This is a genomic window from Pauljensenia sp. UMB10120 (genome assembly GCF_030212035.1).
Classification (GTDB): domain Bacteria; phylum Actinomycetota; class Actinomycetes; order Actinomycetales; family Actinomycetaceae; genus Pauljensenia; species Pauljensenia radingae_A.
In genome coordinates this window covers 177,503-193,966 of the sequence record NZ_JASODH010000005.1, presented here as the reverse complement: position 1 = coordinate 193,966, position 16,464 = coordinate 177,503, and the positions used below count along the sequence as shown (strand labels likewise).

Annotated in this window: 12 protein-coding genes; 6 read left to right on the top strand and 6 right to left on the bottom strand. The window is 51.9% G+C overall.

Going from position 1 to position 16,464, the window contains the following annotated elements; genetic code table 11:
• Positions 1-81 precede the first annotated feature (81 nt).
• Positions 82-2,172: an acyltransferase family protein gene (locus QP093_RS06665; RefSeq protein ID WP_285015788.1), complete on the top strand. Its 2,091-nt coding sequence runs from the start codon at positions 82-84 to the stop codon at positions 2,170-2,172.
• A gap of 19 nt (positions 2,173-2,191) precedes the next feature.
• Here QP093_RS06665 and QP093_RS06660 read toward each other — a convergent pair whose 3' ends face one another.
• Positions 2,192-3,280 carry an acyltransferase family protein gene (locus QP093_RS06660; protein WP_285015785.1) on the bottom strand — a complete coding sequence of 363 codons (1,089 nt, stop codon included), beginning with the start codon at positions 3,278-3,280 and terminating at the stop codon, positions 2,192-2,194.
• Positions 3,281-3,316: 36 nt separating this feature from the next.
• A complete protein-coding gene (locus tag QP093_RS06655) occupies positions 3,317-4,912 on the bottom strand; it encodes an asparagine synthase-related protein (RefSeq protein WP_285015783.1) in 1,596 nt (531 codons plus the stop codon).
• A gap of 179 nt (positions 4,913-5,091) precedes the next feature.
• Between QP093_RS06655 and QP093_RS06650 the strand changes: the two genes are divergently transcribed.
• Positions 5,092-6,564 carry a hypothetical protein gene (locus QP093_RS06650; protein WP_285015781.1) on the top strand — a complete coding sequence of 491 codons (1,473 nt, stop codon included), beginning with the start codon at positions 5,092-5,094 and terminating at the stop codon, positions 6,562-6,564.
• Between the two features lie 56 nt (positions 6,565-6,620).
• Positions 6,621-7,943 carry a lipopolysaccharide biosynthesis protein gene (locus QP093_RS06645; protein ID WP_285015779.1) on the top strand — a complete coding sequence of 441 codons (1,323 nt, stop codon included), beginning with the start codon at positions 6,621-6,623 and terminating at the stop codon, positions 7,941-7,943.
• 2 nt (positions 7,944-7,945) lie between these two features.
• On the opposite strand, the gene QP093_RS06640 is transcribed toward QP093_RS06645, so the two are convergent.
• Entirely contained in the window at positions 7,946-9,079 is a 1,134-nt protein-coding gene (locus tag QP093_RS06640; RefSeq protein WP_285015777.1) for a glycosyltransferase, read from the bottom strand.
• A 165-nt stretch (positions 9,080-9,244) separates the two neighbouring features.
• On the opposite strand from QP093_RS06640, the gene QP093_RS06635 reads away from it, so the two are divergent.
• Both QP093_RS06635 and QP093_RS06630 read left to right on the top strand, forming a co-directional pair.
• Positions 9,245-10,339, top strand: a complete 1,095-nt coding sequence (locus tag QP093_RS06635) for a glycosyltransferase family protein (RefSeq protein ID WP_285015775.1) — start codon at positions 9,245-9,247, stop codon at positions 10,337-10,339.
• Positions 10,336-11,595, top strand: a complete 1,260-nt coding sequence (locus QP093_RS06630; RefSeq protein ID WP_285015773.1) for a hypothetical protein — start codon at positions 10,336-10,338, stop codon at positions 11,593-11,595. The genes QP093_RS06635 and QP093_RS06630 overlap by 4 nt, the downstream gene beginning before the upstream one ends.
• Before the next feature lie 25 nt (positions 11,596-11,620).
• Here the strand turns inward: QP093_RS06630 and QP093_RS06625 are convergent, their stop codons facing one another.
• From QP093_RS06625 to wecB, 3 genes are read right to left on the bottom strand one after another with little or no spacing between them, the layout of a single operon-like run.
• A complete protein-coding gene (locus QP093_RS06625; RefSeq protein WP_285015771.1) occupies positions 11,621-12,769 on the bottom strand; it encodes a glycosyltransferase family protein in 1,149 nt (382 codons plus the stop codon).
• Positions 12,770-12,826: 57 nt separating this feature from the next.
• Positions 12,827-13,981, bottom strand: coding sequence for a glycosyltransferase family 4 protein (locus tag QP093_RS06620; protein WP_285015769.1), 1,155 nt, complete (start codon positions 13,979-13,981; stop codon positions 12,827-12,829).
• On the bottom strand, positions 13,978-15,075 hold the full coding sequence (gene wecB / locus QP093_RS06615) for a non-hydrolyzing UDP-N-acetylglucosamine 2-epimerase (RefSeq protein ID WP_285015767.1): 1,098 nt from the start codon (positions 15,073-15,075) through the stop codon (positions 13,978-13,980). The genes QP093_RS06620 and wecB overlap by 4 nt, the downstream gene beginning before the upstream one ends.
• A gap of 98 nt (positions 15,076-15,173) precedes the next feature.
• On the opposite strand from wecB, the gene QP093_RS06610 reads away from it, so the two are divergent.
• Complete coding sequence (locus QP093_RS06610; RefSeq protein ID WP_285015765.1) at positions 15,174-16,463, top strand: nucleotide sugar dehydrogenase; 1,290 nt, start codon at positions 15,174-15,176, stop codon at positions 16,461-16,463.
• Position 16,464 lies beyond the last annotated feature (1 nt).

Genomic DNA, 16,464 nt, shown 5'->3' with positions numbered 1-16,464 from the left:
CTCAAGAGACTGCGTTAAGATGAACTGCTACAGGATTATGACTAGCACCATCAACGAGATTCAGGATTTCCCAACAAAAAGATGTCTGAAGTAGCGAGCAAGAATCATGCCCTGGCAGCGAACAGCACGAATAGGGCAGATGTCTTAAGAAGATCACCCAAACGGCTGGATATCCAAGGTCTTCGCGCACTATGCATGGTGCAAGTCCTCCTGTATCACGCGTGGCGCATCGGTTCCCCCATCGGCGTTGATGCGTTCATCATGATTTCCGCCTTCTTGATGACCTCTTCTTTCGTGCGCCGCTCTGAGCACGGAGCGATGCCGTTCTTCGTCGAAAGGTGGGCTAATACCTTCAAGCGCCTGTTGCCTCCGCTAGTCGCCACCGTTTTATTGACAGTTGTTGCCTCGCTGGCCATTCTCCCGCCTTCGAGATGGCTTGAAATTCTGACCCAAGGAATTGCCTCTATAACGTATTGGCAAAACTGGCGCCTCGTCGGAGTCTCGGCTGACTACTACGCTAACAACGTCGGCCTGGCCAGCCCGCTTCAACATCTGTGGTCCATGTCCATGCAGGGGCAAGTATTTCTGCTTTGGCCATTTCTGATGACCATATGCGTCCTGCTTGCCAGAAAAGACCGGAAGAAAATTCGTCCGGTAGTGTTCGCCTCTTTCATGATTTTGACGCTGGTATCTCTGTTATGGCTTTTGTTCTGGGCCCCAAATGATGCTTCAGTATACTTTGACACCCGCGCCCGCATCTGGGAATTCTCCCTAGGATCAGCCATTGCTGCAGCCGCTCCATGGCTCCAGAAGTATGTTAAGCACCGCTTCCCAGTGGCATGGGCGGGACTCTTAGTTCTCATTGTGTATTGCTTGGTTGAGATAGGTACCTATCCCGGTCCGATGGCTGTAGTCCCGATGCTCGCAGTATCAGCGATTCTACTGTTTCCGTCAGATTCAAGATTTTCTGCTTCACGTTTCGTGTCAAAAACACCGCTACCCAATATCGGTGATATCTCATATGCCGTCTATCTTGTTCATTGGCCTATCTTTACTCTGGTGCTCGCTGCACTTGGCCAGCCACGACTTGATGTCGCTCAGGGGTGCATCCTCATTGTTGTTTCCCTAGTTGTGGCCCTTGGCCTGACACGGTTCGTAGACGATCCGGCTCGGCAGGGGAAATGGGTTAATGCTCGAACAATCAATAAGGCGATCGTCGTTGCTGTTTCGCTGGTCGTTGGCTGTGCTCCTCTACTCGTGGCGTTCTCCGTGTTCCGTCAGGGTGCCGCAGATAGTCTGGCAATGGATCTGCAGAGCGGCGAAGAGGCCCAGGCATACCCCGGAGCAAGAGTGCTCGCAGATCTCCCGGGAGCTAGCCTTAATGCGGACAACAACTTTACTGAGGAGCCGATTCCAAGCCCCTTCGCTCTTGACTCCCAATGGGCAAGCTTCCCCGATGACTGCGATGCTGAGGCTGAAGAAGAACTTGAATCAGAAAAATCCTCATGCAACCGATGGGGCGATGCTGACGCGGCAAACGGACGAATACTGATTGCAGGAGATTCGCACGCCGAGCAAATGATTCTAACCCAGATTGTGCCGTTCCTGACATCAGCAAGTTGGAGCGCTGATGCAGTCCTGATGGGTGCCTGTCCGTTTGGCAGTCCTGAAGAATACAAAGGAAAATGTCGTGATCAGAACGAGAAAATCCTCAAATATATCGAGCGAGAAAACTTTGACGCGATAATTGTGATCAGTACGGCGGCCGCCGTTGATGCGCCTGACGAAAAGGTGGTTGCCGGCCTAGAAGAGGTGGTTGCGAAGCTTACCACTCAAGGCCACACCGTCATCGGAGTTCGCGATAACTTGAGAAGCGCTGAGAGCTTGTATGACTGTTCTGACCAGAGGAAGCCGGATGAGCTCTACGGCGGATGTGTGCTTGACAGGACGCAATATTTCGCTGAAGTTGACCCAGGCCTTGCTTTAGAGGAGTATGACGGTTTTCATCAGATAGATATGACTGATGAAGCATTTTGTATTGATGATCAATGTCCGACGATCATCGGGAATGTTTTCGTGTACTTGGACCATAACCATGTCACCCTCGACTACGCCAGAAGCATGGCTCCTGCATTCAGTCATCGACTCAATGAAATACTTCAGGCGATTTAATGAGGCGAAAGGTTGCGCCTTAAGAACGACGAAAATTCCCAAATCTTAAGTCACCCCACCGACGAAGCCTCCTTTCCAGAGGTTTTTCGATCAATAAGTGGAGTCCGCCGGCCGCAGCAAGCGCGATGATGAATACGACGCACCACACAGGGATAGTCCACACTCCCCACGGAATGAGTCCAGTGAAGTTCTTGAAGGAATAGAGGACAGTAGCGTGGACGAGGTAAAAAGCATACGACCATTCACCGCCTGTCACGAGGAACCGGTGCCTCAGGGGTGAATAGTGCCCTTCGATGTCCGCCGATGCGCAGATACCAATCATTACGGTGTAGGCGAGTGCCAGGATGACGGGAGTGAAAGTCCTTAAGGAGCTGATGAAAGGGCCTGATTGGTCGTGATATCGCGAATTCAGGAGCCAGTAAAAGGCGATGACGCCAGAAATCATGACGTAGGTAGACCACGCAGGAAGATGAAAGCGTACGCCGGCGCGCAAAAGATGAGCGAGCGCCATCCCGAGAAAGAATTCCCAGAGTCTTTCCAACGGAGGAGAAATCATAACTCCTGAAGCACGAAGCAGGCACATGACAACGCCTACCCCAACGGCACTCGTCAACAGGGCAGAGGAAGCTTTCTTTTTCATCGTTCTGCTCGGATTCACCAAGGGGTGAAGGAAATAGAAGAATGCTTCACACGAAAGAGTCCAAGCCGCGGGATTTCCTGAAAACAGTACCGCAGGCTGGGTGGAAAACCCCTGGAGCAAGATGATTGACAGTGCAATGACTGGAAGTGAGAACTGCTTGACCCAGGACTGATCATCAGGCGGTGTGAAAAAAGAATAGAAAACGAAAAGACAGGGTATCAATGCCACGAGATGGGCCGGCCATATCCTGGCGAATCTTCTCCACCAGAATTGTCGAATGCCCGTTGACGGCGTGGCTGACCAAGTGAGGACGAAACCGGAAAGAACGAAGAAAAATGAAACACCCGTATATCCCACGTTCAGGAGCGACTGATGCCGAAGGGGTGCCAGATTCGCCATATGGTATGCGAAGACGCCAAATGCTGCCCACCATCGTAAGCCGGTCAGGGAATCAAGGCGTTTATGCATCGGCAATTCCTTATGACTGAGAATAGGAAGCGAGATCTATTGGTCGGCTGGCGGAAGTAGATTCTCATGCCCACACCACCCTTTTTCCACGAATTCCTTTGCCCATAGCCCGACTTGCTTTTTCCCGCACTGATATGCGTGGAGCTGCTGTAGGCGTGAAAGACTTGAATAAGCTTCGAAAGCCATAGGATGGTTCATCATAATGCGGACTGAACGATACTTGGCAATAAAGTTGTCGGCACGCGTAGCTTTTGCTACGGCTTGTAGGGGGCGCTTTATGGCGGGTGTCAGTCGGATGGGTGCCTGATGAAATAGCCGTGCGTCACGGCCGGTTGCTTCCTGATAAAGATGGGAGGTAAATCTTGAATACCATTCGCGGGTAAGAGTCAGGTGCGATCCGCCCTTTAGCCATAGCATCCAAAATTCATGGTCCAGCATCGGCAGTGCCCACGAATAGCCAAAGAACTCGTACGTCGACATTGAATTATTGATATATTTAGCCTGTCTTTCCCTGAGGTTGAACCATTCGATAAGCTCTTGTGTCGCTCGGGGATTATTTCTGGAACCAATTTCTAAAGCTGCTCGTTGAAGTTCTGCTTGCCAAACCGGATCGCGGCCAATGGCATGATAGCAGCCTTGAAGATTAGCGTGGTGTTTAGTTATTGCGGCCAAGATCTCTTTGTACGAATGCCCTTTTTCGCAAAGATTTTCGTCGTGCATATTGCCGACAATCGTATGGCCAGGCAGGAAAACAGCATCGTCCTCGACGAGCTTGTTTTCTTTAATAACACTAAGTGGATACCAATCTTGAATGTGTGGGAGTGATGTTCCTTTCCAGGTTTTTCTGAGAAAGTGCTCGAAATCAGATCCTGTCACAGCTTTGTGGACTTTTGAAGTATCAAGGGGGACCACAAACCAGTCAATTCCTAATTCATTTGCAACCAGATGCGAGATGTTGACTTCATCGCTGTCATCTTTTCCGTACGTAAATGCGATCACATTTTCGACATGTTTCAACCGTAGGTAGGATGCGAGAAGCCGTGAGTCGAGCCCTCCGGATAGAGGAATGACAAGTTGCCTTTCCCCGACGACGTCGAGGAGGCGCCCTATGCTGCTATCGAGCGCATGCTTGAATAAGTCACTAAATTCTTCAGCATCGGTAACACTGTCTGGAGAGAAGGCATATCGCGTGTAAAGGCGAGACTCTTTCTCCCCATCTTTCTTAAGGATGACGTAGTGGGCGGCCTCAGTTGAACAAATGCTTTCTGCGAGAGTGTAAGGGCCGATACAAAAGCCTGTACTCTCAAATATCCGAGCCTGTTGGTCATTCCGCTCAAGTGATTTCAATGTGCGAGTAGCCTCGAAGTCGTCGGTAACTAACCACGTTCCGTTAACAAATGCATAGGCAAGCGGATGGGAACGAATCCGGTCACTGGCTATAATCGGGTTTTCCTCTCGCTCATCGACGATGGTCCAGTGGCCAGGAAGTTTCGCCAAAATGTCTTCATTTACGCCACTGGATAACATCTGCATGATGAGCTGCGTATCGCTGGACATTGACCAGACGTGGAGCCTGCCTGAAGAGTCTGTGACCCACCGGGGGGATGTCAGTTTGAGATCGAAAAACTTCATTAAACGCTCCCTTCGACGAGCGAATGTGGAAGAGCAGGAATCGCAGTCAACATCATACAGAAGAGAACCACAAGTACTGCTTCAGTTCTGTGTGACGGGACCTAAACTGGTTAGACAATATAGAGTATTGTCTTGCTAGACTCGCGGACTTGCCAGTGAGATATGCAGGAGGACAGTTCATGCTGGAGATACCAGGCGACGCAGTTTTTGCTTACTCAATTACCCAGGAGCCTGATGAAGCTTTTGCCCAGTCGGAAGAGCTCGCTGGTTCTCTATTTCTCAATACAACCGAGAAGACTGAGAGCAGAGAATTCACAAATGCGGAAGGGTCCTCACAGGCTGTTGTTATTGGTTTTTGTGTTGATGCGCATGGTGAGCGATCCCGTGACGAAATACCGCAGATGATTCTCGAGGCTGCAGCCGAGTCGGGAATCAAGTACGCATATGAGCTGTGTAACCGTCTCGCAGGAAAATACATCGTCTACTTAAGTGTTGATGGAGAAACTGTGGTCTGGGGGGACGCGACATGCAGTATGTCCGTCTTCTATACTCACGAGGATCCCGTGGTGGCCTGTGGTGTGTCAGAGAATCTGGTAGGTGCTTATGTGAGCAACCGTTCGGATTCTCAGATGGTGAAGATTACAACGAATGCTCCTGATGGTCAGCCCCTTCCGAACAATGTGACCAGCTTTGACCATGTCAGAATTCTTCTCCCGAATCATATACTTTATGTTCGTCAACAATATGCCGAACGTGTGTGGGAAACTCCAGGGCTGGCCAGACGAACGACTCTCGATGAGGTCATAGGAAAAACATTGTTTCTTATGAGTAATATATATCGGGAATATAATAAGTATTATGACCTGCTGTGTCCGTTAACTGCTGGATATGATAGTAGGGTCAATTTCGCATTTATGAAAGAGCTGGGTGACAATCCGAAAACATTTACTTTTCGCCATCCTTCGTTCACTGATGAAACGCCAGACTTGACGATTTCGCATGAAATATGTGGATATTACGATATGCCGCATACTGTCGTTGTAGACTCGCATATGGAGGAGTCTGAAAAGAGTTATTATAGAAGAGTAATTGGTAGGGATGCAACTGATTATGCGCTCGACTTAGCGCTCACTATTAAGAATGCATTTGGCGAAAATGCAATTCTCAATGGGAATATATTTGACCAAATAGGTAAAAGTGTCACGGGCAATAGAATTCCCGAAGTGCTCGCCTCTCCATCATTTATTCGCGCTCGTATTTATAATACGGGAAAGCCGGCTTTGAAAATACTTGGATCATATCTAAGAGGTGTGAAACTGCGTTGTGGAGATAATGTCTTTGATGTTGTAGCTTGGGAACAGGACTGCTGCCGATGGGCTACTCAAAGTGATATTACCTATGGCATGTGTGGTGTGAACATGCTTACACTGTCAAACTGTCGAGAACTTATCTTGGAATGGATCAAGGTCCCGCGAAAACAACGCGTCCGCAAGGAGCTCCATAAATCGCTCTTCCAGCAGCTAGACCCGAAGCTTCTTTCTTTCGGCTTCACACCCGAGTCTAATATCAAGAGAATAGTGAGGCTCAATTGGCCAATATTCTATCTCAGTTGTTATGGGTACGGTTGGTACGTTTCAAGACACTCACGTTAGAAGAACTTAGGACGGTGAAATGCCGGTGAAAACGAGAGAATCTTCTATCTGAGGAGGTGAAAGAATTGCGGGGGATCTGGCATCGACTACATGAAAAGCTGCTGCGCGAGAAGAATCGTAGTCCAGTGGTATCTGCGATCTTGACTCTGATGACGGGAACCATGATCTCCCAGATCGTCATTTTTATATTTCAAATTTTTATCAATCGAATTTATACTGACTACGAAAAAGGGCTTTTCGGAATATATGGAACCATTACCTCCTTCGTTATCGCCGTAGCAGCGTTGAGATTCGATGTTACCCAGATGTTGCCCAAATCAGATACTGTTGCTCGTGTTTTGAAAAAGATTGCAACTCGTTCGATAGTGGTCTCCTCTTTTTTGACTTCACTATTTTGTATTATATTTTCGAAGTTTCTTGAAGATAGGTATCATCAATCCCAGGAATTATCGAAATGGCTAATGATTTCCGGTTTGACAGTCTTCTTGGTGGCAGAGATAACGAATATTCAGTACTGGTTGACGCGAAAAGAGAGATTCGGAGCTCTTGCTTCCAACCAGGTTCTTCAGTCGACAAGTATTGTCTTCTTTCAACTTATAATGGGACTGTTGTGGAAGGGAGGTCTGGTCGGTCTTATAACGGGAACGATCATGGGTCAGTTGGTCGGGTTTGTCGCAATAAAGATCCGCACTCCAGAGCTCCGTGGACCCATACCGGATAATGCGCCTTCGATGCTTTCGCTAATGAGGCGCTATAGAAAGATGCCCTTGTTAAACGGTCCAAACGTACTTGTAGACTCGGTTCGCAATATGGGGATTAATTTGTTGATTGGTTCAGTGGCCGTCGCCGCTCTTGGCCAATTTCAACTAGCGTGGGCCATTATGCAAGTTCCCGTTGGACTTATCGCAGGCTCAGTTTCGCAGGTATTTCTCAAGAAGCTTGCAGTTGTTGAGCATGGGAAGATGTCAGGTCTTGTACGTTTTACTTTGATTCGAGCAGCGTTTGCTGCAATTGGGCCATTTGCTTTGCTATTCGTTCTGGCACCATGGCTATTTCCATTCGTTTTTGGCGCCCAGTGGGATCAGGCTGGCTATTTTGCTCAAGCACTTACACCATGGCTGTATATGACGGTCCTGACTTCTCCCATATCGAACATATTTGTCGTTACCGAAAATCAACGTCGAATGCTGATTTTTGCTGTTTTGTACTGTGTTGTTCCTTTATTGTGGTTGTGGTTCTCGCCGCTGACTTTGCTCCCGACCGTATTTGCTCTTGGCGGGCTTATGGCACTAATGCTGGGTGTGATGCTGTTGCTAGCGTGGAAATGCGCCGTGGATTTTGACAGGAAGCCGCCTGCTTCTGAATCTTCTATCTCGTAGGTCTAAGACATATGCCTGCGGAAGCAGTCGAGACTATCACGGTAGAATTTGCCTGATGAAGTGGCAAACGTCGTTTCGCTGAATCGCTCGCGTGCCCGTTTGCGGATTCGTTCTGGCTCAAAAATGCGTGGATTGCCGTAGAGGGCATCACAGGCGACAAACTGCATTGCTTGTGCAAGCTCGCTTTCATCGTCTATCGAAACGGTTACGCCTTCCGAAGGCCCTATCATGTATTGTCCTCCCCACGTTCGGGTTCCGATGCAGGGCAGGCCTACCATCTGCGCCTCTGCGAACACTGCGCCGGCTGATTCGACAGCGCTCGCAAGCACAAACGCATGTGTGTGTGACAGCAGATTGAAGATTTCATTTCTGGGCCGAGAGCCGAGGAAGTCAACCGCATCCGCGACGCCGAGATCTGTGCAATACGCTTTGAGGCGAGCTATTTCTCCTGCTACTCCTCCTCCTATTACTACAAGCCGTGTATGCGGAATGGTGTTGCGTAGCCGGGCGAAAGCTCGGATAGTGAGTTTTGGACGTTTGTTGTCGCCAAGATGTGAGACATGGCTGAAAATAAAATCACTTCCGGAGACATAGGAAGGTATGGGAACGCTCTGGGCGTCATTAGGAACAGGCAAAGTGATGACTGTCCAAGGAGATGTGGAATAATACGATTCAAGCTTTTTTGCAAAGAGTGGAGACACGGTGGCGCGTCCCTGGGCTGCTCTGACAAGGCGCATAATTTCGCGGGTACGCGGTGAGTTATGTGCTCGTTTTATTGACGAAGGTCGGTGCTCGGTGAGGCAATAAGGAATACACCAACGTCTTGACGCAGCAGCAGCGAGATAAATTCCTGGGTAAACTGAATGGGCGTGCGCGATTGCTGGTCTACCGCAATGGGCCTCATACAGTTGAAAAGCCTTTTTCGCTTGAAGCGCAATCACGGAGAATTCACCGGGCAGCTTTTCTGAGGGGATATTTCTCACGGAACCGCGGACAACGCCAATCCCCTCCTCGATAGTGAAATTGAGTGGCTCGGCCGCTTTCCAGGGTTGCTGGGACGTGAGTGCGATGATACCAACTGTGAAGCCGGCTTTTTTCAGCATCTGGGCCTGTTCGCGGAAGAAAGTTCCATTCAAAGGAGAACTGGCACTCGGATACCACGATGGGAGAAGGAGCACATGAGGTGAAAACGATAACGAGCTGACTGAGGACCCTGTCATCTTTTGAGCATAGAGGATTTCGAGCTATCCTGGCGCCCTGTAGGATAGTGTCATCCAATTCCTGATGATGCGAGGCTCAAAGTGCATTCCACACCGACGATGATTTTTCATGCGCCCTATCCGATGGAGCAAAATCCTACTGCAGCCTCTCGTTTGCGTCCACTGCGGATGCGGCGCGCTTTCGCAGAAATCGGTTACCACGTGATTGATATGTCAGGGACGACGCCTGAAAGGCGCAGGAAGCTGGCTGCGTTAAGACGGGAGCTTCAGCAGGGGATGAAGCCGGAGTTTTTCTACAGCGAAAACTCCACGCAACCCAATGTATTCGCTACGAGCGTGAAGTCAGGATTTGCGCCGATGCTTGATAATGCGATCTTGAGTCTTGTGCGCAGGCACGGCATCCCATCGGGTGTTTTCTACCGGGATATCTACTGGAAATTTGCACATGCCCCAGCAAAAACTGTCATTGGCAAGCTGTCGCCTTTTTTTCACCGACTCGATATGCGTGGATACCTCCGCAATAATGTGCATTTTTTCCTGCCCTCTGAAGGCATGGCAACCTATCTCAACCTGCCGAACGACGCAACGTTTTCTGCTCTTCCACCCGCAGGGGATAGTGGACGCACAATGCCGCTTCCAACAGGTCCGCTGAGATTGTTTTATGTCGGTGGGCTCGGCGGGCATTATCGTCTTGATGCGCTCTTCGCAGCCCTTAAACAAGAACCAAGTATTGAACTGGAGCTAGTGACGAGGCCTGAACAATGGAAGGCAGCCCTTGCTCAGGACTCTTCATTGGGCAGCGACCAGATTCATGTGCATCACTTGAATTCAAGTGAACTTGATCCGCTGTATGCGGATACTCACATCGGCATTCTTGCTGTTGAGCCGAGTGACTACCGGAAGTTTGCTGCGCCGGCGAAACTGTTCGAGTATATTTCGCGAGGGCGACCAGTTCTCGTGACAGCTGGAACCGAGGCCGCACGGATCGTCAACAAACTGGATGCAGGCTGGCAGGTCAATTACGGAATTGCTGATATTGCCCAGATCTTGACTTTCTTGAAAGCTCACCCTGAGGACGTTAAGCAGAAAGCGAGGAATGCTCGCATAGCGGCTCAGACTAATACGTGGAGAGACCGTGCTCGCTCTGTTGCCGAAGTCTTGACAGAAAGCAAGTGACAAAGATGAATCAATCATTTCGTGCCCGCCTGCTTGATTTTCTCCACGACGCCGCATTTTCCCTACCTGCGCCTGTGGCTGACACTGTCATGAAGCTTGCAGGGCCGGGTAGCCCCCTATATCCGGTAATTCGCAGAGCTCAAGGATACAAGCCCTACCCGCTTCCATCCCCGCTTGCGATTCCCGACGCGCCTATTCGAGTACTGATTGCGCCCGTAAACTTTGCGGAACAGGCGTGGCAGTGGGCACATGCTCTAGAACGTTCTTATCCGAACATAAATGCACAAAATGTGATGGTCGACTTTCCTGGAGCGTTACCATTCCGATCCGATCGAGTTATTCCCTACGGCGTTTTCACGCTCTCAAAGGATTGGGCACGCAAGTATTTCGAACAGGTCTCACAGTTTACGCATGTGCTGGTCGAGGCGGAGGAGCCTCTTTTCGGGCCACTATTTAACTTCAGCGTTGAAAAAGAAGTGCGAGCTTTACAGTCGCGGGGAGTTTCTGTCGCCGTGTTGTCCCATGGTTCTGATACGCGAAATCCTCGCGCGCATGCGCGACGAATCCACTCCTCTCCTTTCGATGAAAACGACCCTAAGACGCAACTACTCCAACGACGTTCAGATCGTAACCGGCAGCTGATCGAGCGTTTAGGAGTACCAGTTTTCGTTTCGACGCCAGATCTGCTTGACGATGTTCCGCAGGCTCATTGGTGCCCACTCGCGATTAACCCTGACGAGTGGGGATCAAAGAGTAGCGGAATGGGAGACAAAACGTCGAGCGAAAGACGAAGCCTCCTGCAGGTAGCACATATTCCAAGTCGCTCTTGGTTGAAGGGCTCTGAACAAATAGTTCCCGTGCTCGAGCGCCTTGATGCGAAAGGAATCGTGGAGAGTAGATTTCTCGAATCAGTGCCTCGGAATGAGATGCCCGTAGCCTTGGGAAGTGCAGATCTTCTGGTTGAACAAATCACGATGGGTATTTATGGAACAACGTCGCTCGAAGCGATCGGAGCGGGATGCATTCCGATAGCGCATATTGATACCCGCTTTCGCACATATATCGAGAAAACTACCGGAATCAAATGCCCCATTGTCGAGGCGCAAGCGGACACGTTGGAAGAAACCATTGCAACTCTTGCTCGCGATAAGCACAGGCGTGAATCAATCCTCGAAGAAAATAAGCGCTATCTTGCGCTTGTCCACGATGGTGAACTGAGCGCGCGTGCGCTATATGAAAATTGGATATCCGCCTAAAGCTTTTCCTTCGGGACTCCGATAGCTAGGAGCCCAATAGTTCTTCCATAATAGTCCGAGCAACCGCAGCTTCATTCTCAAAGCTCAAGGCATGTGAAGCTTTGTGGCTAGCCTGTTTGAATGCTTGTATCTGCTGTGAATTAAGTGAATGCAAAGACTCTACGATTTGCGGAATATCGAAGCCGCCAGATAACACTCCTAAACCGTATTTATTGACTACGTCCGTCATTTCTACAGAAGGGCCGACGGCCAAGGCAAGCCGCGCCTGAATGAAGTCGAAGAATTTGTTTGGCAAAGCTAGGCGGGCATTCGTTGTAATCGGTTTGATCCAGTAGACACCAACATCGAACTGGTTCAAGACAAAAGGCAAATCAGAAGGGGAAACAGGGTCATGAAAGGTAATTCGATCGCATCCACTGGCTTTGGCTTGTAGTTCCCGTAAATACTTACCTTTATCATTCGCCGGCACCAAATACAGGTCAAGCGTGAAATTATCACCGGCTTCAATCACGGCGTCAATTGCAGTGTCCAGCGCGCGGCCTGCAACTGCGCCGCCTGAATGAACCAGTCTGATAGGACCGGAGTCGTTAACCGGGCTAGGGGAAAGATCGACCCATGGCGCCGCATTCCTCATAAGACGAGGCCGGATACCATAGTGCTGCTCGTACAACGAGGCAATTCTCCCCCCGACAGTTGTCGCTGCGCTCACCTGTGGAAGCCATGTGCGGCAGATGTGATCAATCCAGGGAGCAACGAGCAGGCGCCACGAGAGAATCTGAGTGCGTTCCTCCGGTGCCCATTCATGCAAGTCTGCCCACACCGGCGCGCCATGAGCCGCTGTCAGCGCGGCAGGCAGTGCCCGTGCATCGTTGGCCACGACAACATCAAATGAATGTCCTTCCAGAAGACGCAACGCGTCCTTCGTGGCCGGAGCATCCAGGTCGACCGAAGAGTGACGGTGAAGCGCAAGCTTGGCGACACCGGATGGTGTCTGAGGCAAAGAGGCAGCAGATTGAGGAACCTCAAGGTGCTCGGTTGAATACGGGGTTGTCGGCCCGTATCCAACGGTTGTGACGTCGCCGAATTCCTGAAGTACGCTCAGCTGGCGAAGTACGCGTGCGTCGCGTGCAAGAGGAGAAAACGAAAGACACAAAATACGTGGCTTCTGACTCATGTGCTCGCTTCTTTCTGCCTTTGACAAGGCATGGTGCTCTGTCTAAATACCGTGAACCTAAAAGGCTTGCGCAACGACCTGTGCCGCGCGCCTGGATGTCGCTGGCAGCGAACGATGCGAGATGACCCACTGGCGCAGCCTCTCGCGCTCGCCTGCCTCGCGGTGCATTGCCATATTTCCTGCCTGAATCATCGCGTCAGCTACTTCGTCCGGGCTGAAGCCTGAGGTACGCCCCAAATTGGATTTGCGAATATCGTTGGCAGGAGGTCCCTGCCCGATATAGACAACGGGTGTTCCCTGAGCAAGGGAGACAAGGATCTTGGTGGGATACGCGTAGTCGTAACCGCCGGGGCGAATCGATGCGAGTGAAACATCGGCGCTGGCGTACCAGCGCTGAGCCTGATCAGGAGGAACAGGCTCATGGAAAACAATGTCCGTGGATGCTGCTCGACCCAGTTCAACCAGGTCATCCCATGCGTTTCCCTGTCCAAGAAAGACCAAAACAGCCTTCGGAAACACGGTTTTGACGCGCGGAAACGCCCTGATAAAGACGTCAGGAGACTGCAGTGATGAGGCGGTACCTGCGTAAAGGTAAACCGGGCCGCCAGCATGAGGAAAACCGTCGGGCAGGGGAGTGCGGTCAAGCAACTCCTGCGTTTGAACGCCGTTGGGCACCACGCTCACATTGGCTGCCCCCAGCTCCTGAGCGCGCTGAGCAACCCCCTCAGACACAGCAATGACACGTTCTGCACCTGTGAGAGCAAAACGCTCAATACTGCGCAGGACCCTGACAACCAGAGGCTTCATATGTTCGGCTTCGGCAGCGTCAGACAAAATGTCGCACGCGTAATAAACGTAGGGAATTCTCCGGAGACTGCATGCGATACGCGCAACGGACCCGGTCGTAGGAGGAGGCTCAACCACAACAGCATCGGGTCTGCGGCATGTCAGAAGACGGAAGAACAGGGGAATGTCAAAGGACATGTACTGCGCATAGCCACGCACGGCGCCAGCAGAATCCCGCAGAACAGGGAAGCGTTTGATCAGGACGCCTTCGTCAGTTACCGAACCGCGAAGGGAACCAAAACGCGAGGTCAAGACGGTGACGTCGTGCCCATCCATCGCGAGCGCATGCGCAAGCCCGCGCAGACGAAGGGCGGCCGCCGCAGGCTCGGGGGCGAAGACCCGGGTGGCAAGAACGACGCGACTCACCTGACGCGCCCTGCCCAGTTCGACAGTACTTCTGCCACGCGCTCGGCAGCGTGGCCATCACCATATGGATGGGCATCAGCTTCAGCAGGTTCGGCCGGATAAGAACGGGAGGCAGCCGCCGCCAGATCCGAACCAGGCTCCACCAACTTGTTCCATCCAAGATGTACGGTTTCCACCCACTCGGTCTGGGGACGCACAGTCGTGCAGGGAACGCGCAGCAGGAACGCTTCCTTTTGCAGTCCACCCGAATCAGTGATCACACCACGTGCATGAAGCGCTGAGGCAATGAGGTCTGGATATGCCAGCGGGGGATGAACGAGTAGGTTCCCGCGCCGATGATCATTCGACAACTCGATGCCATGCTCCTTGCACTTGGCAACAAGGCGAGGATGGGCAAGCAGCACAACGGGATGATCAACGTCTCCTAGGGAATCGAGCACTGACAGCAGACGGTCGCGATCATTGGTGTTTTCTGCCCGGTGGATAGTGGCCAGCGAGTATGCTCTTTCAGCCAGCCCCAGCTCGTCCATGACAGGGGAGGGCAGATCTTTCACCTGGTCGCGGATCTGGAGCAGGACATCAGTCATCACGTCTCCGACAATGACGGTGCGCTCTTTCAAACCTTCATCGGCAAGGTGGCGGGCACCTTCATCAGTGGGCGTCAGCAACAGATCTGCGGCATGATCGGTCATGACGCGGTTAATTTCTTCGGGCATCGCGCGGTTGAAAGAGCGGAGCCCCGCCTCCAGATGCGCGACTGGAATATGGAGCTTCACTGCGCTCAAAGCCCCGGCTAACGTGGAATTTGTGTCTCCATACACAAGAACCCAGTCAGGATCCTGGCCGGTAAAGACATCATCGAGGGCGGCCAGCATCTTCCCTGTCTGCACGCCTTGAGAAGCTGATCCCACGCCCAGGTGAACGTCAGGCGCGGGAATACCGAGGTCCTCGAAAAAGACATCTGAAAGCATAGGGTCATAGTGCTGCCCCGTGTGGACGATCACGTGATCGATCCCAGCGCTGGCAAAGGCATGAGCAATCGGTGCCAACTTGACGAACTGGGGTCGCGCACCTACAACCGAGACAACTCGCATATCGGCACTTTATCAGGGGTGATAAGAAGATGGAGAGACTATTGCAATCAAACAGCTAGAATGTGTGCGTTATCGCTGACAGATGGAAAGAAGTTTTCATGCGTATTGCAGTTGTGGCTATGGGAAAGATCGGGCTGCCGCTCGCCGTCCAGTTTGCAAGTAAAGGACATGACGTCATCGGTGTTGATGTCAACGAAAAGACGGTCGCAACCGTCAATGAGGGACGCGAACCATTCCCGGGTGAGGCTCACCTGGCTGAAAAACTCGCCGAACTTGTGCCGGCTGGAAAACTTCGCGCCACCACCGACTACGGTGAAGCAATTCCCGATGCTGAAGCGATTGTCCTAGTAGTGCCACTCTTTGTCAACGACGAAACCTGGGCTCCTGACTTCGGATGGATGGATCAGGCTACACGCTCACTGGCGGAACATCTGACCAAAGACACACTGATCTCATACGAAACGACTTTGCCGGTGGGCACGACCCGCGGACGCTGGAAGCCGATGATCGAGGAGATCTCCGGCCTGAAAGAAGGAGAAGATTTCCACCTGGTGTTCTCGCCTGAACGCGTGCTGACTGGCCGCGTGTTCTCCGACCTGCGACGCTACCCGAAGCTGGTGGGCGGTCTGAGCCAGGAAGGCACTGACAAGGGCATGGAGTTCTACCGCAGCGTCCTTGACTTTGACGAGCGTGACGACCTGCCTCGCCCCAACGGCGTGTGGGACATGGGCAGCGCCGAAGCCGCCGAAATGGCGAAGCTCGCGGAGACTACATACCGCGATGTCAACATCGGGCTTGCAAACCAGTTCGCTGTGTATGCCGACAAAGTCAATATCGACGTCAAGCGTGTCATCGACGCATGCAACTCTCAGCCCTACAGCCATATCCACCAGCCCGGCATCGCCGTGGGCGGTCACTGCATTCCCGTCTACCCGCGCCTGTACCTGTCCACTGACCCCGACGCGTCAGTGGTGCGCACAGCTCGCCAATTCAACGCCGGAATGCCGGAATACGTCGTCTCACGTGTCGAGGGCGTCCTCGGGGATCTCAAAGGACTGAACGTTGTGGTCCTTGGCGCGTCTTACCGTGGAAAAGTCAAGGAAACCGCGTTCTCCGGAGTGTTCGCAACAGTAGACGCGCTGCGCAAGCGTGGCGCCACAGTGACGGTGCACGACCCGATGTTTACCGATGAAGAACTCGCACACTTCGGATGGGACGCCTACCACCTAGGTGAGCCGGTCGACGCTGCGATTATCCAGGCGGACCATCCTGAGTACAAGGACATGACTGCTCAGGACTTGCCCGGCATTCGCCTCCTGTTCGACGGCCGCCGAGTGACCGAGCCTGCCAAGTGGGCGGGAACACCACGCATGGTGATTGGTGAGTGAT

Excerpts from the sequence above, each read along its gene's own strand:
- QP093_RS06665 (WP_285015788.1), top strand. The coding sequence starts at position 82 with ATGTCTGAAGTAGCGAGCAAGAATCATGCCCTGGCAGCGAACAGCACG.
- QP093_RS06625 (WP_285015771.1), bottom strand. The coding sequence starts at position 12,769 with ATGAGTCAGAAGCCACGTATTTTGTGTCTTTCGTTTTCTCCTCTTGCA.
- QP093_RS06660 (WP_285015785.1), bottom strand. The coding sequence starts at position 3,280 with ATGCATAAACGCCTTGATTCCCTGACCGGCTTACGATGGTGGGCAGCA.
- QP093_RS06610 (WP_285015765.1), top strand. The coding sequence starts at position 15,174 with ATGCGTATTGCAGTTGTGGCTATGGGAAAGATCGGGCTGCCGCTCGCC.
- QP093_RS06655 (WP_285015783.1), bottom strand. The coding sequence starts at position 4,912 with ATGAAGTTTTTCGATCTCAAACTGACATCCCCCCGGTGGGTCACAGAC.
- wecB (WP_285015767.1), bottom strand. The coding sequence starts at position 15,075 with ATGCGAGTTGTCTCGGTTGTAGGTGCGCGACCCCAGTTCGTCAAGTTG.
- QP093_RS06650 (WP_285015781.1), top strand. The coding sequence starts at position 5,092 with ATGCTGGAGATACCAGGCGACGCAGTTTTTGCTTACTCAATTACCCAG.